The following is a 25,713-nucleotide window of genomic DNA, read 5'->3' on the forward strand; positions in this document are numbered from 1 at the left end:
CGCCACCCCTACTGTCCGGCGATGTCGCCGCCAAGGTGCACCACATCCGGACCGCCACAATCGCCTTACGCCGGTGCTCGCGGGAGAGTGCGACGCCCCTTCCCGCAAACCGTGTCGACGTGCCAGCCGCCCGAGCGTGAATGCCTACGCCCCGCAGGTCACCCGGGGCTCCTCTGGGACGAACTGACTCTGCGACATCGAACCGTGAATCGCTGGATCCGCTGGCCGGGGCACACGCCCCGACCGGCGGATTCATGTCTACGGTGGGAACGAACTAGGCCAGAGGCCACACTCGCACAACTCGACGTGAACCGGAGATATCGACCGAATCGTCACGCCTTCGGCGCCACCTTCGACAGGCCGTTGATGATGCGGTCCGACGCGTCGCCGCCCGTCGGGTCCGTCAGGTTGGCCAGCATCTTCAGCAGGAACTTCATCAACAGCGGGTGCGTCAGGCCGCGCTGGGCCGCGATCTTCATGATCTTCGGGTTGCCGATGAGCTTCACGAACGCGCGGCCCAGCGTGTAGTAGCCGCCGTACGTCTCCTTCAGGATGCGCGGGTAGCGCTGGAGCACCAGCTCCCGCTGGGCCGGAGTCGCGCGGGCGTGGGCCTGGACGATCACCTCGGCGGCGATCTGGCCCGACTCCATGGCGTACGCGATGCCCTCGCCGTTGAACGGGTTGACCATCCCGCCCGCGTCCCCGACCAGCAACAGGCCCCGCGTGTAGTGCGGCTGGCGGTTGAACGCCATCGGCAGCGCCGCGCCGCGGATCGGCATCGTCATGTTGTCCGGGGTGTAGCCCCAGTCCGCCGGCATCGACGCGCACCACGCCTTGAGCACCTCGCGCCAGTCCAGCTCCTTGAAGGAGTCGGACGTGTTGAGCACGCCCAGGCCGACGTTGGACGTACCGTCGCCCATGCCGAAGATCCAGCCGTACCCCGGCAGCAGCCGGTCCTCGCCGGGACCGCGCCGGTCCCACAGCTCCAGCCAGGACTCCAGGTAGTCGTCGTCGTGGCGGGGCGAGGTGAAGTACGTGCGCACCGCGACGCCCATCGGGCGGTCCTCGCGCCGGTGCAGGCCCATCGCCAGCGACAGCCGCGTGGAGTTGCCGTCGGCGGCCACCACGAGCGGCGCGTGGAAGGTGACCGGGGTCTTCTCCTCGCCCAGCTTCGCGTTCACGCCCGTGATCCGGCCGGTGCGCGCGTCCGTGATCGGCGCGCCCACGTTGCACCGCTCGTACAGCCGCGCGCCCGCCTTCTGCGCCTGCCGGGCCAGCTGTTCGTCGAAATCGTCCCTCTTCCGGACGAGTCCGTAGTCCGGGTACGAGGCGAGATCCGGCCAGTCCAGCTGGAGCCGCACCCCGCCGCCGATGATCCGCAGGCCCTTGTTGCGCAGCCAGCCCGCCTCCTCGGAGATGTCGATGCCCATCGACACGAGCTGCTTGGTCGCGCGCGGGGTGAGCCCGTCGCCGCAGACCTTCTCGCGCGGGAACGCCGTCTTCTCCAGCAGCAGGACGTCCAGGCCCGCCTTGGCCAGGTAGTAGGCGGTCGTCGAACCGGCCGGACCGGCACCGACGACAATCACATCCGCGGTGTGTTCGGAGAGGGGCTCGGTCACGGCGGGTTCTCCCGAAGACTCGAAAATGGCGTACCGGACGGCACGGGACCTGTGCAGTCTATTCGTGCGCACCGACCGCCACGTTGAAGGGCCTGCCCGTGAAGGACATGACCAAGTCACCGCCCGCCGTGCACCTGCGCGTCCCCACCGAGGAGGACGCCCTCGCCTGGCACCGGCTCTTCGACCACCCCGAGGTGATGGAGTTCCACGGCGGCGCCTCCGCCGAGCACTCGGTGTACGAGGAGCTGACCGCCCGCCAGCGCCGCCACGACGCCGAACGGGGCTTCTGCTTCTGGACGCTGGTGGACGAGCACGGCGACGCGATCGGCTTCACCGGCGCCCAGCCGTGGCCGCACGAGACCTTCGGCCCGGTGGGCGAGATCGAGATCGGCTGGCGGCTCGGACGGGAGTACTGGGGACGCGGATACGTCACCGCCGCCGCGCGCACGACGCTGGAGCGGGTCCGCGCGGCGGGCGTCGACCGGGTGGTGGCGATGGTGTACCCGGAGAACACCCGCTCGGTCGCGGTGATCCGGCGCCTCGGCATGGAGCGGGCGGAGACGTACACGGGGGCGGTGTCGGGGAAGGAGGCGCACTGCTACCGGCTGGAGCTGTGAGCCTGTGGATAGCTGGAGCCGTAGGGAGAGAGGGAGAGGCCCCTCAGTCCCGTACGCCCCGGTGCAGCGCCACGATCCCGCCCGTCAGGTTCCGCCACGCCACCCGCGACCAGCCCGCGCCCTGCAACCGCTCAGCCAGCGCGGGCTGGTCGGGCCACGCGCGGATCGACTCGGCGAGGTACACGTACGCGTCCGGGTTGGAGGAGACCGCGCGCGCGGCCGGCGGCAGCGCCCGCATCAGGTACTCCGTGTAGACGGTCCGGAACGGCGCCCACGTCGGGTGCGAGAACTCACAGATCACCACCCGCCCGCCCGGCTTCGTCACCCGGTACAGCTCGCGCAGCGCGCGGTCCGTGTCGTGGACGTTGCGCAGCCCGAAGGAGATCGTCACCGCGTCGAAGACCTCGTCCGCGAAGGGCAGTTTTGTCGCGTCCCCCGCCGTGAACGGCATCCACGGGTGGCGCTTCTTGCCCTCCCGCAGCATGCCCAGGGAGAAGTCGCAGGGCACGACGTACGCACCGGTCGCGGCGAACGGCTGCGAGGAGGTGGCCGTGCCCGCCGCCAGGTCGAGGATCTTCTCGGCGGGGCGCGCGTGGACGGCCTTCGCGACCGCCTTGCGCCACACCCGGTCCTGCCCGAGCGACAGCACGTCGTTGGTCAGGTCGTAGTTCGCCGCCACGTCGTCGAACATCGAGGCGACTTCGTGCGGCTGCTTGTCCAGGGATGCGCGCGTCACTGGCGTTGGCCTCGCTTGTCTCGGATCCGGTGCGGTGCGGTGCAGCTACACCGCGATACGCCCATTCTCGCAGGCGTGCCCCCGCCTCACGCGCGCCGGTGCACCAGCCGCCCGCCCAGCACCGTGGCGACACAGCGGGAGGCGCCGTGCCCGCCCAGGGCCGCGTACGGATCCCCGTCCACCGGCACGTCGAACACCGCGAAGTCCGCGTACAGGCCCTTGTCACCCAGAAGAGGCAGCAGGAACGCCTCCGCCGCAGGCCGTCCCGCGAACGGGTCGAGCGTGGCCGGGCCCGGCGGGTCCGTGAAGCGCTGCTCGATGCCGAGCCCTGAGCGCTGTACGGCGTCCACGACCGCCTCCCGCCCCAGATCGCCCGCGACCGCCACCGCCCCGTGGGCGAGCAGCCGCCGCACCCCGCGCCGCGCGCTCGCGCCCCACCGGGCGTCGGTCATGCCCAGCGCGTCGAGCGCGTCTCCGGTGAGAGGGTCGGTCCCGAGGGTGTCCGCCTCGCGGGGGTCCGGGTGGTACGCCCGCTCCAGCAGCTCGGGGCCGTACGGATTGCACAGGCCCGGGGTGATGATCCCGGGCCACGTGCGCACCCGCGCCTCCGGGCGCGCCGCCGCCAGCCGCTCGTAGGGGCCGACGGCCGCCAGGACGGACCCGTCCACGAGGACGGCACCTCCCGGGACCGGTTCCTCCCCGGCACCCGGCAGCAGCAGGTCAGCACGGTGGATCGTCAGCACGACGGCCGCCCCCGCCCGCTCAGTTGGAGGCGAGCAGCTTCAGCTCCGGGTGGGCCGTGCCGCCCTCGATCGCCGTCGAGGAGATGTGCGACTGGACCCGGTCGTCGACGGGGTCGTTCGCCGGGTCGTCGTGCACGACGAGGTGTTCGTACGTCGTGGCGCGCTGCGCCGGGACGCGGCCCGCCTTGCGGATCAGGTCGATGATCTCCAGCCGGTTGGAGCGGTGCTTCGCACCGGCCGACGACACGACGTTCTCCTCCAGCATGATCGAGCCGAGGTCGTCGGCTCCGTAGTGCAGCGACAGCTGGCCGACCTCCTTGCCCGTGGTCAGCCAGGAGCCCTGGATGTGGGCGACGTTGTCGAGGAAGAGCCGCGCGATGGCGATCATGCGCAGGTACTCGAAGAGCGTGGCCTGCGTCTGGCCCTTGAGGTGGTTGTTCTCGGGCTGGTACGTGTACGGGATGAAGGCGCGGAAGCCGCCCGTGCGGTCCTGCACGTCCCGGATCATCCGCAGGTGCTCGATGCGCTCGGCGTTGGTCTCGCCCGTGCCCATCAGCATCGTGGACGTCGACTCGACGCCGAGGCCGTGGGCGATCTCCATGATCTCCAGCCAGCGTTCGCCGGACTCCTTGAGCGGCGCGATGGCCTTGCGGGGCCGCGCGGGCAGCAGCTCGGCGCCGGCGCCCGCGAACGAGTCGAGCCCGGCCGCGTGGATGCGGCGGATCGCCTCCTCGGCGGAGACGCCGGAGATGCGGGCCATGTGCTCGACCTCGGAGGCGCCGAGGGAGTGGATGACCAGCTGGGGGAAGTCCTTCTTGATGGCCGCGAAGTGCTCTTCGTAGTACTCGACGCCGAAGTCCGGGTGGTGGCCGCCCTGGAACATGATCTGCGTGCCGCCCAGCTCCACGGTCTCCGCGCAGCGGCGCAGGATGTCGTCGAGGCCCCGGGTCCAGCCCTTCTCGGTGTCCTTGGGCGCGGCGTAGAACGCGCAGAACTTGCACGCCGTGACACACAGGTTGGTGTAGTTGATGTTCCGCTCGATGATGTACGTCGCGATGTGCTCGGTCCCGGCGTAGCGCAGCCGGCGGGCCGCGTCGGCGGCGGAGCCGAGGGCGTGGAGCGGCGCGGAGCGGTAGAGGTCGAGCGCCTCTTCCGGGGTGATACGGCCCCCGGCAGCCGCACGGTCGAGGACACCAGTGACGTATTCGGACGTGAGGTCGGCCTTCTCGGTCACCGGGGCGGGTCCTTCCCAAGGGGGGTACAGCGGCCGATCCAGCGTACGCCAGGCCCGCGGCCCGCCCGGGCCGCGGGGGCGCGCCGCAGGTCGGCGACCGCCTGCGGTCGCGCTCACCCCGTGCCGCTACTGCTTCGTCAGGACGCCCGTGGGGTTCCCGGCCGCCGCGTCGTCGGAGTCGTAGTGCAGTCCGTCCTTCTCCAGCGAGAGCCGCAGCCCCTTGGAGCTCTCCGTGCACAGGCTCTGGCTGCGCGGGCCGCTCTTGACGTCGACGACGATCGCGCGGTCCTCGGCCCCGGTGAGGGTGAAGAGGTCCTGGCAGGTGAAGTTCCCCAGGATGTCGGTCTGTTCACCCGTGCCGACCTGCTCCCCGGTCGTGCCCTTCTTGATGACCACCTTCATCGTGCCGGCCGGGATTCCGGCGGAGGTGATGGAGCCGTCCCACGTCCCGATCAGCTCGTCCGGTACGGAGCCGGCGCCGGGGGCGGGTCCTTCAGGGTCGTCGGAGGCGGAGGCGGAGGGGGAGTCGGGGGCCGGGGAATCGGAGGCCGGGGACGAGCCCGACGGGGTGGGCGACGGTGCCGGACGCCCGGGGGTGGCCGGGGCGCTCGACGTGGAGTCGGTCTTCCCCCCGCCCTGGGCCGTGTCGGACCTGTTGTTGTCCTGCAACTGATTCAGGAGGAAGCCGCCGCCCACGGTCACCGCCGCCAGCGCGCCCGCCACGGCCAGCACCACCGTGCAGCTGACCTTGCGGCCCCCGCGCCCCTCCTGGCGCCCGGTGTCGCCGGACACGGACACGGAGAACCCGCCGTCGTGCGGCCGCCGCGCCGGTACGGAGGCGTCCTGCGGCGGCTCCGTCGGCGGTCCGAAGACCCCCAGCGCGGGCGCCTGACCGCCGAAGCCGGTCACCGCGCTCGGGGCCCTACCCCCCTCGGCCGTACCCCCGCCTGCCGCACCCTCGGTGGTCGCGCCTCCCCCCGTCGACGCCTGCGTGAACGGCACCGGCCCCGTGGCCACCGGCTGCTGCGCGGCGGCCGGTACGGATCCGGAGGCGCGCGGCACCACGTCCAGGTCCAGGATCGCCACCGCCGCCCGGCTGACCTCCTCCACCAGCGGCCCCGGCAGCCAGCCCGCCGCCACCGCCCGCTCGGCCCCGCCGGGCGCGAGCCGGCGCGCGACCTCGGCGGGGGTGGGGCGCGCGGCCGGGTCCTTGGCCAGGCAGTGCGCGACCAGGTCGCGCAACGCACCCTCCATGGGGCCCAGTTCGGGCTCCCCGTGCACCACCTTGTAGAGCAGCGCGGCGGACGAGTCCCCGGCGAACGGGCCCGCCCCCGTCGCCGCGTACGCGAGCACCGCGCCCAGCGAGAAGACGTCGGCGGCGCCGGTCACACCCTTGCCGATGATCTGCTCGGGCGCCATGTAGCCGGGCGACCCGACGGACATACCGGTCGCGGTGAGGGAAGCGGTGCCGTCGGTGGCGCGGGCGATGCCGAAGTCGATGAGGCGGGGGCCGTCCAGGGCCAGGAGGACGTTCGACGGCTTCACGTCACGGTGGACCAGACCGAGCCCGTGCACCGCGGCCAGCGCCTCGGCCAGGCCCGCGCCCAGCGCCGTGACGGACCGCCCGGGCAGCGGCCCGTGGCCGGCGACCGCCTGGGTCAGCGAGGGCCCCGCCACATAGCCGGTGGCCACCCACGGGACGGCCGCCTCGGGGTCGGCGTCGAGCACCGGCGCCGACCAGCGGTGCGCGCCGGGCCCCGTCCCCACCAGCCGCGCGGAGGCCACCTCGCGCCGGAACCGGGCCCGGAACTGCTCGTCCGCCGCGTAGTGCGGGTGGACGACCTTCACCGCGACCGTACGGCCCCCCGTGGAGCGGGCGAGATACACCCGGCCCATCCCGCCGGCCCCGAGCCTGCGCAGCAGCGTGTACGGCCCGATGGTCTCCTCGCCTGCCTCCAACGGCTGCATGCTGTTGTCCCCCTCAGCCTCGCGCGCGTTCGTACGGAGCAGCGTAGGGGGTCTTTCGAACGCCCCCCAGGCCCGCGGGTGTCAGGGGCGGAACCAAGGGGTCACGGCCGGAGCAACTCCACGTGCACGTCCGCCGGGTAGCCGGTCGCCGGGCCGGTGCGGCGGGCGAACTCCCGTACCCCCGCGAGCTGGTCCTCGCCGAAGCGGAAGTCGAGCGTCGTGAAGTAACGCTCCAGCAGTTCCGCGTCGAAGGACTCCCAGCGCGCCGCCTGCTCGGCCACCTTCGTGACCTCCTCCAGGGACAGGTCACGCGACGCGAGGAACGCCTCGTGCACCTTCCGTACGACCAGGGGCTCCCGCGCCAGGTAGTCCTTGCGGGCCGCCCAGACGGCGAAGACGAACGGCAGGCCCGTCCACTCCTTCCACATCAGCCCCAGGTCGTGGACCTGGAGGCCGAGCCGCGGGGCGTCGTGCAGCGAGGCGCGCAGGGCGGCGTCGCCGATCAGGACGGCCGCGTCGGCCTCCTGCATCATCACGCCGAGGTCCGGCGGGCAGGTGAAGTAGTCGGGGGTCACCTTGTACCGCTCCTCCAGGAGGAGCTGGGCGAGCCGTACCGACGTACGGGACGTGGAGCCGAGGGCAACCCGCGCCCCGTCCAGCTTCTCCAGGGGCAGCTGCGAAACGATCACGCACGACATGACGGGCCCGTCGCAGCCGACCGCCAGATCGGGGAATGCGACGAGTTCGTCGGCGTTGCGGAGGAATTCGACCAGGGTGACGGGCCCGATATCGAGTTCGCCCCGGACGAGCTGCTCGCTGAGCTTCTCCGGGCTGTCCTTCGTGAGCTCCAGGTCGAGCAGGGTTCCGGTCCTGGCGAGCCCCCAATAGAGGGGCACGCAGTTCAGGAACTGGATATGGCCGACGCGCGGCCGGCTACGACGGTGGCCGGCGTGGTCCGCGTGGTCTCCGTACTCTCCATGGGCCCCGTCCCCGTGGTCTCCATGATCGGATCCGGCGGCCTCTGCGCTTGCGATTCCTTCGGGACTGTCCACATCCCGAGGCTAGACCCGGCCCCTGCGGGGGCCCGCTCCGGGGGCTTCCCGGGTGTGTCCGGCGCGCGTCCCGCGTGTCTCCCGTCAGCACGTCAGGGCCCCTGTCAAACGTCCGGGTGAAGTGATCTTTCCCTCTACCGCTGCGCACACGCTGCGTGCTAGGCTCGCCGCAAGTTGCAGTTTGGTTTCCCTTGCAGTACAGAGCCTGCGGAGCATGTGACCCGCAGGCTTTTGTAGTTTTCAGACTTCTTTGCAGGTTCTGGAGCAGGGCAACCCTTTGGCCCAAGGAGGGCTTATGGCTACCGGAACCGTCAAGTGGTTCAACGCTGAAAAGGGCTTCGGCTTCATCGCCCAGGACGGCGGCGGCCCGGATGTCTTCGTCCACTACTCCGCGATCAACGCGTCCGGTTTTCGCTCCCTTGAGGAGAACCAGGTCGTGAACTTCGACGTCACTCAGGGACCCAAGGGTCCCCAGGCGGAGAACGTCACCCCGGCCTAGTCTTCCGGGTAGGCGATCGCGAAGATCTTGAAGAGCAGTACCCAAGGAGCCCTGCGTCCCCCACTCGGGTGGGGAAAGCAGGGCTCCTGCCCTTGCCGGGGGCGTATCCGGGCGTCGTGTCCGGGAGCCGGCCTACGCGTCCGCGTCCGCCCCCGCCGACCAACGCTCCCCCGCCATCAGGCCGCCGAGCCCGGTCCAGGCGAAGTTCATCAGCGTGGCCGCGGCCTCCCGCGACGAGACGCTCGGGGTGTCGTTCGCCCAGCCCGCCAGCGACTCCGCGGCCCCCACCAGCGCCTGCGCCAGACCGGTCACATCCCGCCCGCCGAGGTCGGAGGGGGTGGGCGAAACGGCGCCCGGGGCACCGGACGGGACAGCGGCGCGCGACTCCCCGGCCGCCGCCTCCACCAACTCCGCGACGTACGCCACCAGCCGTTCCCGCAGCAGGGTCACCTCCCCGGCGAAGGGCTCCCCGTGCGTACGGGCCTGGCGGTGCAGCACCGCCCAGCCGTCCGGGTGGTCCGCCGTGTGCGCGAAGAACGCCGTCAGCCCCGCCCACAGCTGCCGGTCGGCCGGCAGCCCCGGCTCCGCGCCCGCCCGTACCGCCTCGATCAGGGCCTCTCCCTCACGCCGGACGCAGGCGGTGAAGAGTTCTTCCTTGGAATGCAGGTACAGATACACCAGCGGCTTGGAGACCCCGGCGAGTTCGGCTATCTCGTCCATCGACGCGGCCCGGTAACCCCGCTGCCCGAAGACCCGTACGGCGGCGTCCATCATCTGCCGCTCCCGTACCGCCCGGGGTAAGCGCCTGTTTCTGGAAGCACGTACGACACCCACGTCAGACATCCCTCCCCCGCTGCCGCCGAACTGCCCGGTAGGCCTGATAAGCCTACGACTTGACGGACATGTGAACGACGGCCCGGCGTGAGGAAACCGCGCCGGACAGGCCCTACCTCTGCGCCGCGCCGTCCTCCTGGGACTTGCTGGCCTCCAGCTTGGCGCGCGCGCCCGCGACCTTGTCGACCAGTTGCGCCGACATCGCGTCGCGCTGCCTGCGCAGCAGGACGAAGCTGAGCGGGGCCGACAGGACCAGGGCGAGGAGCAGCACCCAGATCACGTTGGAGTCGCCGAAGCCCTTGGGGACCACGCCGAAGTGGACGAGCACGGCGGAGAAGACGAGGCAGCCCATGAAGACGCCGATCCGCATCGCGGTGTAGCGGAGGGTGGGGCTCGGATTAGCGAGGGTCACAACAGGCCTTCTCTCTTCCCGCGTTCAGTACGGGTGGTGGAGCGGGAGCAACATGACGATGTCGTCGCGGTCGTCACCGGGCGCGACCCGGATCGCGTCGGGCACCCGCCCGACTTCCTTGTAGCCGCACGACGCGTAGAAGCGGTCGACGCCCGTGCCGCCGCGGCAGGTGAGGCGGATCGCCTCGATGCCCCCGACGCGCCGGGCGGCGTCCGCGGCGGCGGCCATCAGGTCACGGCCGTACCCCTGGCCCTGGTGCCGGGGGTGGACCATCACCGTGTACAGCCAGAGCCAGTGGCGCATCAGCCGGTGGGTGTTGAGCGTGAGGAACGCCGTCGCGGCGACGGCGCCCCCCTCGTCGTACCCGACCAGCAGCCGGCAGCGCCCCTCCGCCATCGCGGTGAGGTGCTTGACCAGCTCGGGCCGTACGTCGTCGCCGGTCACCGGCGGCACGAAGCCGACGGAGCCGCCGGCGTTGGAGACATCCGTCCACAGCGCGACGAGTCCGTCGTGCAGGGTGCGGTCCACCGCCGGATCCAGTTCGAATATGAGCGACATCCCTCTGTTCTCCGGACTCAGAGCCGCATGGGCTGCGGGGACTCGCGGCGGTCGGCGTCCGGCCCCGGGTACTCGCGGATGATCTCGTAACGGGTGTTGCGCTCGACCGGCCGGAAGCCGGCGTCGCGGATCAGGTCGAGCAGATCCTCACGGCCCAGCTTGTTGGGCGTGCCGTAGTTGTCCGCGTCGTGCGTGATCTTGTACTCGACCACCGAGCCGTCCATGTCGTCCGCGCCGTGCTGGAGGGCGAGTTGCGCGGTCTGGACGCCGTGCATCACCCAGAAGACCTTGACGTGCGGGACGTTGTCGAAGAGCAGCCGCGAGACGGCGAAGGTCTTGAGCGCCTCCGCGCCGGTGGCCATGGTGGTGCGGGCCTGGAGGCGGTTGCGGATCTTGCCGTCCTTCATGTCCACGAAGTCGTGCTGGTAGCGCAGCGGGATGAAGACCTGGAAACCGCCGGTCTCGTCCTGGAGCTCCCGCAGCCGCAGCACGTGGTCGACGCGGTGGCGGGGCTCCTCGATGTGCCCGTACAGCATCGTCGCCGGGGTCTTGAGCCCCTTCGCGTGGGCCAGGCGGTGGATGCGCGACCAGTCCTCCCAGTGGGTGTGGTGGTCGACGATGTGCTGCCGGACCTCCCAGTCGAAGATCTCCGCGCCGCCGCCGGTCAGCGACTCCAGCCCCGCCTCGATCAGCTCGTCGAGGATCTCGGACGCCGAGAGGCCCGAGATCGTCTCGAAGTGGTGGATCTCGGTGGCGGTGAACGCCTTGAGGGAGACCTCGGGGAGGGCTTCCTTGAGGGCGCTCAGCGAGCGCGGGTAGTAGCGCCAGGGGAGGGTCGGGTGCAGGCCGTTGACGATGTGCAGCTCGGTGAGGTTCTCGCCGCGCATCGCGGTGGCGAGGCGGACGGCCTCCTCGATGCGCATCGTGTACGCGTCCTTCTCGCCCGGCTTGCGCTGGAACGAGCAGTACGTGCACGACGCGGTGCACACGTTGGTCATGTTGAGGTGGCGGTTGACGTTGAAGTGGACGACGTCGCCGTTCTTCCGCGTCCGCACCTCGTGGGCGAGCCCGCCGAGCCAGGCCAGGTCGTCCGTCTCGTACAGGGCGATACCGTCCTCGCGGGACAGCCGCTCTCCCGCCCGGACCTTCTGCTCCAGCTCGCGCTTGAGACCTACATCTTGAATAGATGCAGTCATCAGGCCGCCTCCCATATGTCTGCCAATCGGGCCTGTCGAGCCTACGCCCCTCACGGCACGAGAACGACGCGCCCCATGCTCCTCCGCTCTTCGAGCAGGTCATGGGCGCGCGCCGCCTCGGCCAGCGGGACGCGCGCGTGGACGACCGGCCGTACGGATCCGTCCTGTACGAAGCGGAGCAGGAGCCGTACGCCCTCCGCCGCCTCCTCGGGCCGGCCGCCCAGGAGCGTGGGCATGCTGAAGCCCATGACCTGCCGCATGCCCATCAGCGACAGGACAGGGATCGAGGGCTGTGCGGTGTCGCCGCCGGAGGCGCCGTAGAAGACGAGCCTGCCGTACGGGGCGAGCAGCTTGACGTCGTCCAGGAGCTGCCGGCCGCCGATTCCGTCGAGGACGACGTCGACCCCGCCGGGCCCGGCCGCCTCGGCGGCCCGCTCGGGCCAGTCGGGGGCGGTGTGGTCGACGGCGGCGTCCGCGCCGAGGGAGAGGGCGAAGTCGCGCTTGGCCGGGGAGCCCGCCGTGGCGATGACGCGGGCGGCGCCGAGCGCGCGGGCGGCCTGGACGGCGATGTGCCCGATGGCTCCTGCGCCCGCGTGGACGAGGACCGTCTCGCCCTCGGCGACCCGGGCGGTACGGAGCAGGTGGACGGCGACCCGGCCGGTGGAGCCGAGGAGCGTGCCCTCGGCGGGGTCCAGTCCTTCGGGCAGCGGCAGGAGGTGCGTGGCGGGCGCCGCCACGTACTCCGCGTAGGCGTTGCGCGCCTTCCACACGACGACCCGCTGACCGGGTGTGACCTCGCGCACGCGGTCGCCGGCCGCGACGACCGTGCCGACGACGTCCGTGGACGGGCAGTGCGGGAGGGGCGGCGGGCCGAGAGGGAAGGTGCCGAGCCTGCGCTGTACGTCGGCGTGGTCGACGCCGATCGCCTCGGCGCGGACGAGGACGTCCTCGGGGCCGTACGCGGGCTGTTCCGCCTCCTCGGTGACCAGGACCTTGGACGGGCCGTACTCGTGGTGGCGCACGATGCGCACGTTGTCTCCTCACTCGGGGGCGGGCGCGGGCGCCCGGGTGTCAGGTGCTCAGGTCACCGGCAGGTGCGCGACGGCAGGTGGCTCGGATCGTCCTGCCTTCTCCTCAAGATCCCCGCCCGCGAGCACCCGCAACCGGTCACATGTGTCCCACACGTCCACGTGCAGGGTGTGCCGGGCGCAGCATTCCAGCACGGTCACGCCGGCGGCGGGGTGGGTGAACACGAATCCGCCGCCGACGTCCTCCGACCGTACGCGCAGCGGCCTGAGCCACGACTCGTAGAGCGTGCGGGCGATGTGCCGCAGCCGCCGCTCCTTGCCGGCCACGGCCTCGGGGTCCCGTCCCACGCCGTTCGGTGTCCAGCGGTCGAGCACCTCCAGGTCCTGGCGGGTGATGCCGGTACGCGGGGTGCAGTCGATCAGGACGACGGGCCCCCCAGTGGGTGTCCCGCCGTCCCGGTGCACGTCGTTGTGCTCCATGGTGGAAACCGACCGTTCAGTGGCCCATGCCGATGCCGCCGCTCACCGGAACCACGGCCCCGGTGACGAACGACGCGGCGTCACTCGCCAGGAACCGTACGACCGCCGCCACCTCGTCGGCGGTCCCGGTGCGCCGCAGCGGGGTGTTGCCGATCAGCTCCGACCTGCGGCCGTCGGTGATGTGCTCGATCATGTCGGTCTCGATCAGGCCCGGGGTGACGACGTTGGAGGTGATCTTCCGGGCCCCCAGCTCCCAGGCGAGCGAGCGGGCGAGGCCCACCAGGGCGCTCTTGGACGCGGCGTAGTTGGTCTGTCCCGGCGAGCCGAGCGAGCCCATCACGGAGGACATGAACACCAGCCGCCCCCAGCGCTTCCTGAGCATGCCGCCGGTGGCGTGCTTGGCGAGCCGGAAGGCGCCCATGACGTTGGTGTCGAGGACGTCCTTGAAGTCCTTCTCGCTCATCATCGGCAGGAGGCCGTCCCGGGTGATGCCCGCGTTGGCGACGAGCACCTCCACGGGGCCGTACTGGGCCTCCACGTCGGCGACCGCGCGTTTGACGGACTCCTCCTCGGTGACGTCGCACGCCACCCCGAACAGGCCGGGCGGCGGGGCGCCGGTGCGGTAGGTGACGGCCACCTTGTCGCCCGCCTCGGCGAACGACCGCGCCACGGCGAGTCCGATGCCCCGGTTGCCCCCGCTGATGAGAACGGTGCGGCTCATGCCAGTTCCTTTCGCAGTACGCGGACGGCATCCGCGGTGTCGGTGAAGTGCAGCCCGTGCCAGCCGGCCAGGACCGCTCCCTCGCAGTTCTCCGCCAGGTCGTCGGCGAGGAGGCTCTGTGCCGCGGGAATCCCGGAGCGCCGTGCGGCGAGGTCGAAGATCTCCCGGTCGGGTTTGCGGCACCCCGTCTCGAACGACATCACCAGGGCGTCGAAGAGGCCGGGGTCGACCATCTGCCGCCAGTACGGGTCCCAGCCGGGCGGCATGTTGGAAAGCAGGCCCACGAAGACACCCGCGTCGCGAATCCGCTCCAGCTCGTCGATCCACGGCCGGTTGACGCGCCGGTCGGCGAACCAGCGTTCGGCGAAGCCGGACATGTCGGCGCGGATCCCGAACTCGTCCAGGAGCGCGGCCTCGACCTGCCGGCCCCACTCGTCCTCGTCCACGAGCGGGGTGTCCAGCGGGGCCATCGAGCCGGTGCCGTACCGGCGGCCGACCGTGCGCATCGCCGCGTGCAGCGCGGCGGGCTCCAGGCCCATGGGTTCACAGAAGGAGGCGACGGCCCAGGGCAGCGGCGGGGTGAGGACACCGCGGAAGTCGGTCCAGACGGCGCGGACGCCGGTCGTCCCGTCGGTCTTTTCGCCTGTCTTCTCGGCGCTCGTCATGCCTTCGCCTCCCCGTGCAGCCGTACGGACGCCGTGGCCACGCTCCGGCCCGACTGCTGGAACGCCACATCCACGGTGTCCTCGCCGCTCCCGGGCATCTCGGCGCTGAGCACGACGGGCGCGTCGAGTTCCGCGAAGCGCAGGAACGCCGCGTCCATCCCCAGCACATGGGTGACCGACAGCTGACGGCCGCTCCAGAACGCCGCCAGGAGCGCCAGTTGCCGGGCGCCCTCCAGCAGGGTCATGGCCGGGAAGTGGTCGTACTGGTGGTCGAAGAGACTGCGGTTGTCGAAGTCCGGCAGCAGCCGGGCCGTCAGACGCCCGGCGTCGAAGACCGGTTCGGCCAGGACGACGTTGCCCGGTGATGTACGGCCGACCTGGGCGGGGGCGAGGATGCCCGAGCGGTCGGGCCGGGGCACCTCGCGCGTGGAGGGCGCGACGCCCCCGCGCTGGTAGGTGCGGAAGGACCCGTACTCGTGCTTCGTCATGGCGCTGACCCGCATGGACGAGACGCCCACGGCCGCGCCGTTGAAGGTCAGCTCCTGCTCGACGCCCACCTGCCGGACCCGGCCGCCCTTCATCCGTACCGCCGGGTACTCGGTGAGGAGCTGGAGTTCGCCGGGGTCGCTACCTGTCCGCAGCGCCTCGGGGTTGCGCAGCTGCACCGACACCTCGTTGACGAGGAACGACGTGTCCATCGCGATGTCGAGGAAGGTGTGGCCCCCGCAGACGGCCGCCTGCCGGCACGCTTCGAGGACCAGCAGGACGTCCGTGAGGGCGCCCCGCTGGATGTGGTCGTTGTAGTAGCTGTGCGAGAGCGGCGTCTGGGCGCCCGCGAGATAGACGGACTCACCGATCTGGCGGGTGTCGGTCACGAACACCTCGGCCACGGCGGCCCGGTGGACCAGATGGCGGTCGACGGTGTGGGCGAAGCGTATGTGGAAGGGCGGTTCGGTGAGCGTACCGACTGCGTTCTCGGACATGTGCGGTCTCGGTCTCTCTTCGTCCGTCATGGATGTCGCACGGCGGAGGCGGGCACACGCGGGCCGCCGGAGCGCGGGGCGCCCGGGCGCAGGGCGACCGCCGTCGCGGCGGCCACCGCCAGGACGAGCGCTCCCAGGGCGCCGAGGGTCACGGCGTCGGGGTGGACGAGTGACTGGCCGCGCAGTGCCTGCCAGGTGACCAGGGCGAGCAGGCCGGCCCAGGCCGCTCCCGTGATCAGGACGAGGCGGGCCTGAATCCGCTCGTCCGCGAGGACCGCTCCGAAGCCGGCCCCGTCGCCGGGCTCTTCGTCGCGGGTGGTACGGCGGCGCCCCGCCAGGGCCAGGGCGGCGCCCGCCAGGGGGATCACCTGGAGCGCGTGGATGCCGACGAAGTGCGGAATCCGCAGATCGCCCCCGACGGTGCTCCAGTTGGTGAGCGGCATGCCGGGACCGCCGTCGTCCACCCCCACGTTGTGGGCGCCGACGAGGGTGGGCAGCCCGGCGTCGACGGCCTGCTGCTGCTCGGGGGTGGGGATGTTCATCAGGAAGCCGAGGGACATGCCGACGACCGCGAGCACCAGCCCGAGCCGTACGGCCAGGCGCAGCGGCCGCGCCAGCGACCGGTCGCGCAGCACGACCACGGCGGCCACGAAGTTGGAGGTCCACAGGACGATCACCGCGACGGTCATGCTGTTCATGAAGGCGGTGTTCGTCGGGGTGAGGGTGTTGAAGTGGCTGTACGTGCCCCGCCACGCCTGCACGGAGATGATCACCGCTTCGGCGAGGGAGCTGACGGCGATCAGCGTCCCCGCCCACCACGCCGTGCGGGGGTGGCGGCGGATCCGGGGCAGCAGCCAGGCCAGGGTGGCGCTGTAGACGGCGAGCGAGAACGCGAAGTGCAGTGGTTTCAGCCAGATCGGCGCGCCGTTGAGAATCCGGTCGTCGGCGGCGAGACCGATGAGGGTGGCCAGGCTCAGCACGCCCATCGACAAGGAGAAAGCGGTCAGCGGCCCGTGCAGCGGAGGGAGCCGGACGCCTTTGCCCGTCCCGTGGCCGAATGTGTGACCAGTGTGGTCGATGGGGTCGGTAGGGCGGGTAGTGTCGGTGGGGGAATTGTTTTCCTTTACTGCCACGGCCTGCGGGTCGCCGGGTATGCCGCCGGATATCTCTGGCTCCGTTCCGGCGCTTCCCCTGCTTGTCGAGGACATCGTTCTCCCTTTCCTGGATTCTGTTCCGCGGATTCCCTTTCTCCGCCGCGCACGGACATACGTACGGACGCTCGCGGGAATCAGCATGCTGAGGCGCCGGTCCGCTCCTCAACGGCCGTACCACCAACAGATTCCGCACTGCCTCGAAAGTGACATCGGGAGGTGTCCCGGAAGAGGCACGGGTGGTACGCCCTACGGACCCGCCTCCTACCGCCTGGGGAACAGCAACCGGCGCCTTGGGAGCAAAACCCTTCTCGTGGCCGCCGCCACCTGCCTAATTTCCTTCTGCGGCCGGTGAAATACGCCGGCGGCGAGAGGGGGATCCACCATGTCTCAGAAGGCTGTGACGCTGTCGTCCGACGAAATCCTCACGCGTGTCCGGGTCATCGTGGCGGAGGAGCTGGAGCTGGAGGACGAGCCGGCGGCCATCGACCCGGCCGCCCGTTTCGTCGAGGACTTCGACGCGGACTCGCTGGCGCTGATCCAGATACTCGCGCGGATCGACAAGGAACTGACCATATCCGTGCCGGTCGAGGAGGCGGAGAACCTCGTCGACCTGCGTACTCTTGCGGACCACGTCATCGCGCTCTCCGGGGCCGAGCGTGTCTGACCTCGGCCCCCGACGTGTCGTGGTGACCGGGCTCGGCGCGGTGAGCAGTCTCGGCAAGGACGCCGAGACCCTCGCCGCCGCCGTACGGGAGGGCCGCAGCGGCATCTCCCCGGCCCGCTCCTTCGACACCACCGGCTTCCCTCAGGTGATGGCCGGCGAGGTACCCGACTTCGACGCGCACGCGTCCCTGCGCACGCTCGACCCCGAGCGCTGGGGCAGGTCCGCGCTCCTGGCCGCCGCGGCGGCCACCCAGGCTGTCGCCGACGCCGGCCTGGACCGTACCGAACTCTCCCGTACGCGTGCCGGATCCGCGATGGGAACCACCAGCGGTGAGGCACCCGTGGTGGACCGGCTCACCCGGCAGTGGATCGGCGAGGGCCTCAAGAGCCTCGACCCCGGACTGGTCGCGCAGGTGCCGGCCGGCCGCATCGCCGCCGCCGTCAACACCGAACTCGGCCTGACCGGCGAGGCCCAGACCATCCCCACCGCGTGCTCCGCCAGCAACTACGCGATCGGCTACGCCGCCGACCTGGTCAGCACCGGCGAGGCCGACTACATGCTCGCGGGCGGCGCCGACTCGGTGAACCGCTACACCCACGCCGGATTCCTGCGGCTGGGCGCCCTCGCCGAAGAGGTGTGCCGGCCCTTCGACAAGGACCGCGACGGCATCATCACCGCCGAGGGCGGCGTCGCCCTGCTCCTCGAACCCCTGGACCGCGCCCTGGCACGCGGCGCCCGCGTCTACGCCGAGGTCCTCGGCTACGGGCTGAGCTGCGACGCCAAGCACATGGTCCACCCCGACTCCGGCAGCGTCGCCGAGTGCATCCGCCGGGCCCACCGCAGCGCCGGGATCACCACCGACCAGGTGGACTACATCTGCGCGCACGGGACGGGCACGCCCACCAACGACCTCACCGAAGTCGCCGCCGTACGCGAGGTGTTCGGCGACCGGCTGCCGCCCATCAGCTCCATCAAGTCGATGCTCGGCCACACCATGGGCGCCGCCAGCGGCTTCGGCGCGCTCCTCTGCTGCAAGGCCATCGAGCAGGGCTTCCTGCCGCCCACGGCGAACCTGCGCGAGGTCGACGCCGCCCTCGGCCCCGGCCTGGACCCCGTGCCCAACACGGCGCGCCCCGCCGAGGTCCGTATCGCCCAGAACCACGGCTTCGCCTTCGGCGGCAACAACGCGATCACCATCCTGGGGAAGGTGTCATGACGAGCTCCACCGCGACCGCCCCCTCGGCCACGCCCACTCCCGCGACCGCCCCGTCCGCCGGTACGCTCCCCCGCGTCCGGCCCCTCGCGATCACCGCGCTCGGTGTCATCTCCCCGGCGGGCGTCGGCCTGGACGCCCTGGCCGACGCCCTGCGCGGCGCCACCGAGCCCTGCTCCGACCCGGCGGAGCTGCCCCTCGGGCCCTCCGAGCCCGACGGGCTGCCCGACAACATCAGGGTGGTGCCGGAGTTCCGGCTCGCCGACCACGTGGGCCGCAAGCGGACCCGCCACCTCGACCGCACCACCGGTCTCGGACTCGCCGCCTGCGCGCTGCTGCGCACGGCGGCGGGTCCGCCCGTGGGCGACGACACCGACCCGGCGTGGAACACCACCGGTGTGGTGCTCGGTTCCACGTCGGGCAGTGTCCGCAGCAGCAGTGAGTTCGCCCGGGACACCCACGTACACGACCGGCCCTTCCTGGTCGACGCGGCGGCCTTCCCCAACACGGTGATGAACTCCTGCACCGGCCAGATCGCCATCTGGAACGGGCTGCACGGCATCAACGCCACCCTCTCCGGCGGGACGACCGCGGCCCTGGCGGCCTTCCGGTACGCCCGCAACGCCCTGGACCGCGGCCACGCCGAGCGGCTGCTCGTCGGCGGCGTCGAGGAGCTGTGCCCGCAGACCGCGTGGGGCTGGGCCGCGTCCGGCGCGCTCGCCCAGGGCTTCCCCGTCGGCGAGGGCTGCGCCCTGTTCGCCGTCCAGGACGCCGAGGCGGCCCGCCGGGAGGGCGCCCCCGTCCTCGCCGAACTGCTGGCGAGCGAGACGGCGTTCTCCCCGGAGGGCGTACGTCCCGGAGTGACGTCCGTGCTCGCCGGGTGCGTCACCCGCGCCCTGGAGCGCGCCGGCGTCGACCCCGCCGAGGTCGGCACCGTCTCGCTCGGCGCCACCGGCCTCGTCGGGTTCGAGGAGGCGGAGCGGCGCGCGGTCCGCCGCGCCCTCGGCGGCCGTACGGTCACCGAACTGCGCGTCAAGGAGGTCACGGGAGAGGCGTACAGCGCGGACGGCGCGTTCCAGCTCGCCGCCGTCCTCGCCCGTACCGCCCCCGGACAGCTCTCCCTCGTCACCGGGATCGGCCAGGACGGCCACGTGGCCTGCCTCGTCGTACGGACCGGGGAGGGAACATGACGACGGACGCCGCGGCACACTCCTCGGGCCCCTCCGGGGTCCTGGTGGTCGGCGCGGGCCCGGTCGGGCTCACGGCGGCCACGGCCCTGCTCCAGCAGGGGGTACGGGTCCGGCTGATCGACCGGGCCGACCGCCCCAACCCCCACGCCAAGGCCATCACGCTGTGGCCGCGCGCCCTGGAGGCGCTGCACCGGCTGGGCGCGGGCGGCGGGATACTCGCGCGCGGGCTGCCGCTGCACGCGCAGAACTACCACTCGGCGGGCCGCCGGGTCGCCCGGCTGACCTTCCGCAAGGTGCCCGAGACGCGGTTCCCGTTCGCCGTGTCCCTGCCGCAGCAGGAGACGGAACTCGCCCTGCGGGAGCGGTTCGAGGAGCTGGGCGGGAAGACCGAGTTCGGCGTCGAACTGACCTCGGTCACCCAGTCCCCCGACGACCCCGACGGCGTCACCGTCGAACTGACGGACGGCGAGGGCTCCACCGAACGCGCCCGCGTGGACTGGCTGATCGGGGCGGACGGCGCGCACAGCACGGTCCGCGCGGCCGTCGGCACGGGCTTCGAGGGGGAGACGTACCCCCAGCAGTTCCTGCTGTCGGACGGAGTGTGCGACACCCCGCTGGCCCAGGACGAGGCGCACTATTTCATGACGGCCAAGGGTGTGCTCGTCGTGGTCGGGCTGCCGGGCGGCAACTTCCGCGTCTTCACCAGCCTCGCCCCGAACGCGGAGATCGCGGACGACATACGGGCGGAGGTCCAGCGGGCCGCCTCGGAGCGCTGCCCCGTCCCGATCCGCCTCACCGGCGAGCACCGCACCGGGGTGTTCCGGGTCCACCGCAAGATCGCGGACCGGTTCAGGAAGGGCCGGGTGCTGCTCGTCGGCGACGCCGCCCACATCCACAGCCCGGCGGGCGGCCAGGGCCTCAACACCGGCATAGAGGACGCCGCGAGCCTGGCCGGGCCGCTGGGCGGGGTGGTACGGGGCGAACGCTCCGCCGACGTCCTCGACCGCTGGGAGCGCGAGCGCCGCGCGGTCGCGCTGGAGGTGCTGAGCGACACCGACCTCCAGACGCGGCTGTGGACGATGCGCGGCTGGCGCAGGAACGTCCGGGACCGGGCGCTGGGCATCGGCGAACGCACGGGTCTGCTCGACCGGTTCATCACCCCGCGCCAGACCCAGCTCTCGCTGGTGCACGCCGCGCCGGGCCGCCCCAGGGGACGGCTGCGGGAGGGCGCCCGGCTGCCGGACGTCCCACTGGCCCCGGACGGTACGGGAGCGCTCGCCCCGGACCGTACGGGAGCGCTCGCCCCGGACCGTACGACCGCGCCGGGCACCGCCGTACCGCGTCTGCACGACCTGCTCGACGACGGCCGGCCCGTGCTGCTGGTCCTGGCCGCCGACGGCCGGGACGCGGCACGCACCGCGCGGGCCCGGGTCCTCGCGGAGGGGCTGACGGGCCCCGGCCACCGCACGGTCCTGGTCTCGGCGGCCAGGACGGGCGTGTCCGGCGCGGAAGGCACCACCGGCCCGGTGCGCGTCCTCGCGGACCCCGGGGGCCGCGTGCACGCCGCCCTCTCCGTACGTACCCCCACCGTCGTCCTGGTCCGCCCGGACGCGGTGGTCTCCGCGGTCCGCCCGCCGGGCGGACCCGAGCTGTTCCAGGAACTCCGCCTCGTACCTCCACGGGCGGAACCCGTTCAAGAAGGAGTCTGAATCCTGATGTCCACCCCCGACGCCCGGCTCGAAGCCGGGCCCCGCCCAGGGCTCACCCTGCTCGTCGTGTGTCTCGGCGTACTGATCGTGCCGCTCGGCGTCAGCGGCACACCGGTCGCCCTTCCCGACATCGGGCGCGAACTCGGCGGGAGTCTCGCCTCGCTCCAGTGGGTGGTCAACGCGTACAACGTGATGGCGGCCAGCCTGATGATGGTGGCCGGCTCACTCGCCGACCTGATCGGCCGTAAGAAGATGTTCGCCTTCGGCACCGGCCTGTACGCGGTCTCGCTCGTGGCGACCGTCCTCGCGCCCAGTGTCATCGTGATCGACATCGCCCGCGGGGTCGCCGGTGTCGCCGCCGCCGCGCTGATGACCTCGGCCACCGCGATCGTGGCGTCCAGCTTCGACGGGGCCGCGCGGGCCAAGGCGTTCGCCGTGGCCGGTGTCACCCTCGGCTCCGGCCTCGCGCTCGGACCGACCACCAGCGGGCTGCTCGTCGGCGCGCTGGGCTGGGAGTCGGTGTTCTACGCGCACCTGGCCCTCGTCGTCCTGTCCATGCTGGGGCTGCCGTTCCTCCAGGAATCGCGCAACCCGCAGGCGGGCGGCGTGGACTGGCCGGGCACGATCACGTTCAGCCTCGCGCTCGTGCTGTTCACGCTGGCCATCATCCAGGGCCCGCAGAGCGGTTGGGCCGGCCCGACCGTGCTGATCCTGCTGGCCGGGTCGATCCTGCTGGTCGTCGCGTTCGCCCTGGTGGAACGGAGGCAGGAGAGCCCCATGTTCGACCTGTCGCTGTTCCGCGAGAGCCGCTTCCTCTCGGTGAACCTGCTCAACGTCGCCTTCTCGTTCGGCTTCATCGGACTGCTGCTGGTCCTGCCCGCGTACCTGATCGGCGCGAACGGCGAGAGCAGCCAGGGCGCCGGACTGATCATGCTGCTGCTGACCGGACCCGTGCTCTTCCTGCCCCTGATCGGCGGCCGGCTCGTCGCCTCCGGCGTCCACATGCGGGTCGTGCTCGGCCTCGGCCTGCTCCTCATCGCGGCCGGCTGCGCCTGGCTCACCGTCGTCCACCCGGGCATCGGCGTCCTCGGCCTCGCCGGGCCGCTGCTCGTCGCCGGTATGGGTGTCGGCCTGATCATGGGCGTCCTCGACGGCGCCGCCGTGAGCACCGTGCCGCCCGAGCGGGCCGGCATGGCGGCGGGCATGTTCAACACGATCCGCCTCGCGAGCGAGGCCATCGCGGCCGTCGTGATGGTCGCGGCCGTCGCCTCGATGATCCGCTCGCGCATCTCGGACGGGCTGTCGGAGTACGTCGCCAAGGGCGGCGAGTCCGCCTCCACGACGGCCGACCGGGTCGCCAGCGGTGACGTGGCCGGTGTGGTGAAGGACGCCCCGGCCGCCCTGCGCGACGGCTTCGGCGACTTCCTGTCGCAGGGCCACACGGACGCGCTGCGCGTCGTGCTGTGGGCGTCCGCCGCGCTCTGCGCCGTCACCGCCGTCGTCGTGTACCGGATGCTCGCCGACCGCCCCGCCGCCGCCGGGGAGCCGGGCAAGCAGGCCCCTTCGCGGCCCGTGGACGCGGACGGCGCCGCGCTCGAACGGACCCTCGTCGACGACTGATCCCCCCTCCCCCAGGTCCCCGGAGCGCGCACCCCGCGCACCGGGGACCTGGCGGGTACCAGAAGGGAACAGGACATGCCCCTGCCCGAATCCACCGATCTCTGGATCGTCCCCCTGGACACGGACCCGGCCCTCCACGAGGCCCGCCTCCCCGAACTCGGCGCGTACGAACGCGAACGCGCCCACCGGCTGGGCCTGCGGAAACCCGCCGCGCGCCGCCGCTACCTAGCCGCCCACCTCGCCGCCAGGGACATCGTGGCCGGCTACCTGACGTGCGAGCCCGCCGAGCTGACCCACGTACGCAACGCCTGGCGCGGCAAGCCCGGTTACGTACTCGGCTGGTGCCCGGGACCCGCCGTCAGCCTCTCCCGCTCGCACGAACTGGCCCTGCTCGCCGTCCGCGCGCCGGGCGCCGAGGTCGGCGTGGACCTGGAACACGTACGCCCCGGGGTCGACTGGTCCCGGGTCCTCGGCCGGCCGTGCCCCGACCCGAACGACGGATTCCGCTCCTGGACCCGGCTGGAGGCGGCCGTCAAGGCATCGGGACTCGGCCTCTCGGCGGCCGCGAGGGCACAACTGGATCACCGTTTCTGGCCCGCGGCGGACCTGGCCCTGCCCCGGCCGTACGACGGATACGCCGCCGCGGTCGCGACGGACCGCGCCGGACGGAACAACCCCGTCCGGATACGCCTCCATTCGACATCAGATTTTCGTCAACTGGTGACACTGCCTTAACAGCGCCCGAACGGCCTGCGGAACGCCCTGACCTGCCGTATCAACGGGTAATGAAGAAGTAAGGACTGACGTCGGGCCGCACATCGTCGTGAGGTACGACATCGAGTGCGGAAATCCGTTTCCCCTAGACTCCCCCTGCACGATGTGTCAGGTCGGGCGGCTCACCGGAGAGCCGCCGAAGCTGGACCAGTGACCTAGGGGGACTTCAGCAGTGCTGAAGATACAAACGCAGATCGAGGAGACCGATCCTTCCGTAGCTTCCGCGCGCCTGCTCGCCGACCGGCTCGCGCTCGGCAGCGATGAAATCATCTGCCAATTCAGGCAATCCCTCGAAGGCGTGTCCAGCCCGCTGATCTCCACCACGGAGCTGTGGGGAGAAGCGCGGGAACACGCCAGACTTGTCATCCAGGAGTGCGCGGAGGCGCTGCGGGAGAGCGAGCAGCCCTCCGCCGCCAACGCCGCGCTCGGCCTCTCCGTCGGCCTGAGCACGCGCGGACCGCTCCAGTCGGTCCACCCGGCCGACACCCTGCGGTCGTCGGGACTGCTCTTCCAGATCTGCCTCCAGTACCTGGTGACGGCGGCGGCCGGCCTGCCGCCCGAGCAGTCCTCCGCCTGCCTGGGGCGCGCGGTGGCGGCGCTCAACCACAGCCTGGCCACCTGCTTACAGGTCTCGGCGGCCGGCTACGACGCGTACCTCCTCAAGAAGGTGGAGGAGAGCGCCACGGGCCACCGCCAACGGCTCGCCCGCGACCTGCACGACCGGCTGGGCCAGAGCCTGGCCCTGGCCTACCGCTGCCTGGACCTGCACGACCAGGCCATGGCCGAGGGGTACGGGCCCGCGACCCGCGACCGCCATCTCGGCCGGGTCCGGGGGGCGTTGGACGAGGCGACCGGCTACACACGGGGGCTCATCTCCGACCTGCGGACGCGCCCCGGCGTGACCGGTCTCGCCGAAGCGCTCCTGGAGTACGCCGAGGCGCACCAGGCGCCCGGCGTCCGGGTGCACATCGAGGTGAACGGCGACGAGTCGTGGGTCCCGGCGGGGCACGCCGAGGAGTTGTTCCTGGTGCTGCGGGAGTTCCTGCGCAACTCCCTGACGCACGCGGCCCCCAGCACGGTGGCGCTGGAGGTCGACGTGGCCCCGCACCGCGTGGACTGTTTCGCGCACGACGACGGGACCGGCTTCGACCAGACGGCGCCGCCGGCGCGCGACGGGCGGTCGGGGACGGGCCTGCTGTCGATGCGGGAGCGGGTCCAGGCACTGGGCGGGACGCTGCATCTGACGAGCGCGCCGGGGGTGGGCACGGGGATGCGGCTGTCCCTGCTGCTGCCGGAGCCGGATCCCGCCACCGCGCCGGACGTCCGCGGATGACCACGTACAGCGTCGTCATCGCGGACGACCACACCCTGCTGAGGGACGCGCTGGCCGAACTGATCCGCGGTGTGGGCGGCTTCGACGTGGCGGCGGCGGTCGGCGACGCGCCGGGCGCCGTCGCCATGGCGGCCGAACACCGCCCGGACGTCCTGCTGATGGACATCGAGATGCCGGGGAACGAGGATCCGGGGCGTACGGTACGGGCGGTCCAGGCCGCCTCGCCCGACACCAAGATCATGGTGCTGACCATGCACGACGATCCCCGGCTGCTCCAGAGCCTGCTCCCCCTCGGCATCCGCGGCTACCTGCACAAGACGGCCACGCACCACTCGCTGGTCGCGGCCCTGCGGGACGCGTGCAGCCAGGACGGTCTGACCGTCTCGCTGCCGCCCCGGCCCAAGTCGGAACCGCAGCCGGCGCCAGAGCCCGCCCACCACACGCTCAGCCCGCGTGAGGTGGAGGTCGTCACGCTGGTGGCGGCGGGGCTCAGCAACCGGGGGGCCGCCACCCAACTCGGGCTCACCGAGGGCACGATCAAGCGCCATCTGCGGAACATCTTCGCGAAGCTGGGAGCGGTCTCCCGGGTGGACGCGGTCAACAAGGCCGTCGTCGCCGGGCTGATCCCCCCGCCGTCGGCCGCCCCCCGGCGGCTGCGCCCGCCGCTCGGCTGACGTACGCGGGGTCCGAGGGGGCCACCGGGCCCGGTGG

Annotated in this window: 26 protein-coding genes; 10 read left to right on the forward strand and 16 right to left on the reverse strand. The window is 72.0% G+C overall.

The window, feature by feature from the left end; genetic code table 11:
- Positions 1 to 332: 332 nt before the first annotated feature.
- Positions 333 to 1,619, reverse strand: coding sequence for a geranylgeranyl reductase family protein (locus tag OG349_RS14855; protein WP_327235051.1), 1,287 nt, complete (start codon positions 1,617 to 1,619; stop codon positions 333 to 335).
- A gap of 107 nt (positions 1,620 to 1,726) precedes the next feature.
- Here OG349_RS14855 and OG349_RS14860 point away from each other — a divergent pair, with 107 nt between their 5' ends.
- A complete protein-coding gene (locus OG349_RS14860; RefSeq protein WP_327235052.1) occupies positions 1,727 to 2,236 on the forward strand; it encodes a GNAT family N-acetyltransferase in 510 nt (169 codons plus the stop codon).
- A 43-nt stretch (positions 2,237 to 2,279) separates the two neighbouring features.
- Here OG349_RS14860 and OG349_RS14865 read toward each other — a convergent pair whose 3' ends face one another.
- The 5 genes from OG349_RS14865 to OG349_RS14885 all read right to left on the reverse strand — a co-directional run bounded on the left by OG349_RS14865 (position 2,280) and on the right by OG349_RS14885 (position 7,831).
- Entirely contained in the window at positions 2,280 to 2,972 is a 693-nt protein-coding gene (locus OG349_RS14865) for a demethylmenaquinone methyltransferase (protein WP_327235053.1), read from the reverse strand.
- Between the two features lie 86 nt (positions 2,973 to 3,058).
- Positions 3,059 to 3,715, reverse strand: coding sequence for a hypothetical protein (locus OG349_RS14870; protein ID WP_327235054.1), 657 nt, complete (start codon positions 3,713 to 3,715; stop codon positions 3,059 to 3,061).
- A gap of 19 nt (positions 3,716 to 3,734) precedes the next feature.
- Entirely contained in the window at positions 3,735 to 4,949 is a 1,215-nt protein-coding gene (mqnC, locus tag OG349_RS14875) for a cyclic dehypoxanthinyl futalosine synthase (protein WP_327235055.1), read from the reverse strand.
- A 126-nt stretch (positions 4,950 to 5,075) separates the two neighbouring features.
- The gene (locus tag OG349_RS14880; protein WP_327235056.1) at positions 5,076 to 6,917 is read right to left on the reverse strand and encodes a serine/threonine-protein kinase; all 1,842 of its coding nucleotides are present in this window, start codon (positions 6,915 to 6,917) and stop codon (positions 5,076 to 5,078) included.
- A gap of 101 nt (positions 6,918 to 7,018) precedes the next feature.
- Entirely contained in the window at positions 7,019 to 7,831 is an 813-nt protein-coding gene (locus OG349_RS14885; RefSeq protein ID WP_327238580.1) for a menaquinone biosynthetic enzyme MqnA/MqnD family protein, read from the reverse strand.
- A 433-nt stretch (positions 7,832 to 8,264) separates the two neighbouring features.
- Between OG349_RS14885 and OG349_RS14890 the strand changes: the two genes are divergently transcribed.
- A complete protein-coding gene (locus tag OG349_RS14890; RefSeq protein WP_003967102.1) occupies positions 8,265 to 8,468 on the forward strand; it encodes a cold-shock protein in 204 nt (67 codons plus the stop codon).
- A gap of 132 nt (positions 8,469 to 8,600) precedes the next feature.
- Here OG349_RS14890 and OG349_RS14895 read toward each other — a convergent pair whose 3' ends face one another.
- From OG349_RS14895 to OG349_RS14940, 10 genes are all read right to left on the reverse strand, one after another.
- Complete coding sequence (locus OG349_RS14895; RefSeq protein WP_327235057.1) at positions 8,601 to 9,242, reverse strand: TetR/AcrR family transcriptional regulator; 642 nt, start codon at positions 9,240 to 9,242, stop codon at positions 8,601 to 8,603.
- Positions 9,243 to 9,414: 172 nt separating this feature from the next.
- The gene (locus OG349_RS14900; RefSeq protein WP_327235058.1) at positions 9,415 to 9,714 is read right to left on the reverse strand and encodes a DUF4229 domain-containing protein; all 300 of its coding nucleotides are present in this window, start codon (positions 9,712 to 9,714) and stop codon (positions 9,415 to 9,417) included.
- Between the two features lie 24 nt (positions 9,715 to 9,738).
- A complete protein-coding gene (locus tag OG349_RS14905; protein ID WP_327235059.1) occupies positions 9,739 to 10,272 on the reverse strand; it encodes a GNAT family N-acetyltransferase in 534 nt (177 codons plus the stop codon).
- 17 nt (positions 10,273 to 10,289) lie between these two features.
- Positions 10,290 to 11,468 (reverse strand): aminofutalosine synthase MqnE, encoded by a 1,179-nt coding sequence (gene mqnE, locus OG349_RS14910; protein WP_442806253.1) that lies wholly within the window; start codon positions 11,466 to 11,468, stop codon positions 10,290 to 10,292.
- 50 nt (positions 11,469 to 11,518) lie between these two features.
- Entirely contained in the window at positions 11,519 to 12,499 is a 981-nt protein-coding gene (locus OG349_RS14915) for a quinone oxidoreductase family protein (RefSeq protein WP_327235061.1), read from the reverse strand.
- A 48-nt stretch (positions 12,500 to 12,547) separates the two neighbouring features.
- The gene (locus OG349_RS14920) at positions 12,548 to 12,976 is read right to left on the reverse strand and encodes a hypothetical protein (RefSeq protein ID WP_327235062.1); all 429 of its coding nucleotides are present in this window, start codon (positions 12,974 to 12,976) and stop codon (positions 12,548 to 12,550) included.
- Positions 12,977 to 12,992: 16 nt separating this feature from the next.
- Positions 12,993 to 13,697 (reverse strand): 3-oxoacyl-ACP reductase FabG, encoded by a 705-nt coding sequence (gene fabG / locus OG349_RS14925; RefSeq protein WP_327235063.1) that lies wholly within the window; start codon positions 13,695 to 13,697, stop codon positions 12,993 to 12,995.
- Complete coding sequence (locus OG349_RS14930) at positions 13,694 to 14,362, reverse strand: HAD-IA family hydrolase (RefSeq protein ID WP_327235064.1); 669 nt, start codon at positions 14,360 to 14,362, stop codon at positions 13,694 to 13,696. Before OG349_RS14930 ends, fabG begins: the two co-directional genes overlap by 4 nt.
- Positions 14,359 to 15,345: a ScbA/BarX family gamma-butyrolactone biosynthesis protein gene (locus OG349_RS14935; protein WP_327235065.1), complete on the reverse strand. Its 987-nt coding sequence runs from the start codon at positions 15,343 to 15,345 to the stop codon at positions 14,359 to 14,361. Before OG349_RS14935 ends, OG349_RS14930 begins: the two co-directional genes overlap by 4 nt.
- A 26-nt stretch (positions 15,346 to 15,371) precedes the next feature.
- Positions 15,372 to 16,331 carry a hypothetical protein gene (locus OG349_RS14940; protein WP_327235066.1) on the reverse strand — a complete coding sequence of 320 codons (960 nt, stop codon included), beginning with the start codon at positions 16,329 to 16,331 and terminating at the stop codon, positions 15,372 to 15,374.
- Between the two features lie 550 nt (positions 16,332 to 16,881).
- On the opposite strand from OG349_RS14940, the gene OG349_RS14945 reads away from it, so the two are divergent.
- From OG349_RS14945 to OG349_RS14980, 8 genes are all read left to right on the forward strand, one after another.
- Positions 16,882 to 17,163: an acyl carrier protein gene (locus OG349_RS14945; RefSeq protein ID WP_327235067.1), complete on the forward strand. Its 282-nt coding sequence runs from the start codon at positions 16,882 to 16,884 to the stop codon at positions 17,161 to 17,163.
- Positions 17,156 to 18,379 (forward strand): beta-ketoacyl-[acyl-carrier-protein] synthase family protein, encoded by a 1,224-nt coding sequence (locus OG349_RS14950; RefSeq protein WP_327235068.1) that lies wholly within the window; start codon positions 17,156 to 17,158, stop codon positions 18,377 to 18,379. Before OG349_RS14945 ends, OG349_RS14950 begins: the two co-directional genes overlap by 8 nt.
- Positions 18,376 to 19,566: a beta-ketoacyl synthase N-terminal-like domain-containing protein gene (locus tag OG349_RS14955; protein ID WP_327235069.1), complete on the forward strand. Its 1,191-nt coding sequence runs from the start codon at positions 18,376 to 18,378 to the stop codon at positions 19,564 to 19,566. Before OG349_RS14950 ends, OG349_RS14955 begins: the two co-directional genes overlap by 4 nt.
- Positions 19,563 to 21,275: an FAD-dependent monooxygenase gene (locus OG349_RS14960; protein ID WP_327235070.1), complete on the forward strand. Its 1,713-nt coding sequence runs from the start codon at positions 19,563 to 19,565 to the stop codon at positions 21,273 to 21,275. Before OG349_RS14955 ends, OG349_RS14960 begins: the two co-directional genes overlap by 4 nt.
- Before the next feature lie 6 nt (positions 21,276 to 21,281).
- On the forward strand, positions 21,282 to 22,895 hold the full coding sequence (locus tag OG349_RS14965; protein WP_327235071.1) for an MFS transporter: 1,614 nt from the start codon (positions 21,282 to 21,284) through the stop codon (positions 22,893 to 22,895).
- Positions 22,896 to 22,970: 75 nt separating this feature from the next.
- The gene (locus OG349_RS14970) at positions 22,971 to 23,630 is read left to right on the forward strand and encodes a 4'-phosphopantetheinyl transferase family protein (RefSeq protein WP_327235072.1); all 660 of its coding nucleotides are present in this window, start codon (positions 22,971 to 22,973) and stop codon (positions 23,628 to 23,630) included.
- A gap of 211 nt (positions 23,631 to 23,841) precedes the next feature.
- The gene (locus OG349_RS14975) at positions 23,842 to 25,002 is read left to right on the forward strand and encodes a sensor histidine kinase (RefSeq protein ID WP_327235073.1); all 1,161 of its coding nucleotides are present in this window, start codon (positions 23,842 to 23,844) and stop codon (positions 25,000 to 25,002) included.
- Positions 24,999 to 25,676 carry a response regulator transcription factor gene (locus OG349_RS14980; protein ID WP_327235074.1) on the forward strand — a complete coding sequence of 226 codons (678 nt, stop codon included), beginning with the start codon at positions 24,999 to 25,001 and terminating at the stop codon, positions 25,674 to 25,676. Before OG349_RS14975 ends, OG349_RS14980 begins: the two co-directional genes overlap by 4 nt.
- Positions 25,677 to 25,713: the final 37 nt, after the last annotated feature.

It is taken from the genome of Streptomyces sp. NBC_01317, assembly GCF_035961655.1.
Taxonomy (GTDB): domain Bacteria; phylum Actinomycetota; class Actinomycetes; order Streptomycetales; family Streptomycetaceae; genus Streptomyces.

Excerpts from the sequence above, each read along its gene's own strand:
- OG349_RS14935 (WP_327235065.1), bottom strand. The coding sequence starts at position 15,345 with ATGTCCGAGAACGCAGTCGGTACGCTCACCGAACCGCCCTTCCACATA.
- OG349_RS14890 (WP_003967102.1), top strand. The coding sequence starts at position 8,265 with ATGGCTACCGGAACCGTCAAGTGGTTCAACGCTGAAAAGGGCTTCGGC.
- OG349_RS14920 (WP_327235062.1), bottom strand. The coding sequence starts at position 12,976 with ATGGAGCACAACGACGTGCACCGGGACGGCGGGACACCCACTGGGGGG.
- OG349_RS14945 (WP_327235067.1), top strand. The coding sequence starts at position 16,882 with ATGTCTCAGAAGGCTGTGACGCTGTCGTCCGACGAAATCCTCACGCGT.
- OG349_RS14880 (WP_327235056.1), bottom strand. The coding sequence starts at position 6,917 with ATGCAGCCGTTGGAGGCAGGCGAGGAGACCATCGGGCCGTACACGCTG.
- OG349_RS14860 (WP_327235052.1), top strand. The coding sequence starts at position 1,727 with ATGACCAAGTCACCGCCCGCCGTGCACCTGCGCGTCCCCACCGAGGAG.
- fabG (WP_327235063.1), bottom strand. The coding sequence starts at position 13,697 with ATGAGCCGCACCGTTCTCATCAGCGGGGGCAACCGGGGCATCGGACTC.
- OG349_RS14960 (WP_327235070.1), top strand. The coding sequence starts at position 19,563 with ATGACGACGGACGCCGCGGCACACTCCTCGGGCCCCTCCGGGGTCCTG.
- OG349_RS14905 (WP_327235059.1), bottom strand. The coding sequence starts at position 10,272 with ATGTCGCTCATATTCGAACTGGATCCGGCGGTGGACCGCACCCTGCAC.
- OG349_RS14895 (WP_327235057.1), bottom strand. The coding sequence starts at position 9,242 with ATGATGGACGCCGCCGTACGGGTCTTCGGGCAGCGGGGTTACCGGGCC.
- OG349_RS14930 (WP_327235064.1), bottom strand. The coding sequence starts at position 14,362 with ATGACGAGCGCCGAGAAGACAGGCGAAAAGACCGACGGGACGACCGGC.
- OG349_RS14970 (WP_327235072.1), top strand. The coding sequence starts at position 22,971 with ATGCCCCTGCCCGAATCCACCGATCTCTGGATCGTCCCCCTGGACACG.
- mqnE (WP_442806253.1), bottom strand. The coding sequence starts at position 11,468 with ATGACTGCATCTATTCAAGATGTAGGTCTCAAGCGCGAGCTGGAGCAG.
- OG349_RS14965 (WP_327235071.1), top strand. The coding sequence starts at position 21,282 with ATGTCCACCCCCGACGCCCGGCTCGAAGCCGGGCCCCGCCCAGGGCTC.
- OG349_RS14955 (WP_327235069.1), top strand. The coding sequence starts at position 18,376 with ATGACGAGCTCCACCGCGACCGCCCCCTCGGCCACGCCCACTCCCGCG.
- OG349_RS14940 (WP_327235066.1), bottom strand. The coding sequence starts at position 16,331 with ATGGGCGTGCTGAGCCTGGCCACCCTCATCGGTCTCGCCGCCGACGAC.
- OG349_RS14980 (WP_327235074.1), top strand. The coding sequence starts at position 24,999 with ATGACCACGTACAGCGTCGTCATCGCGGACGACCACACCCTGCTGAGG.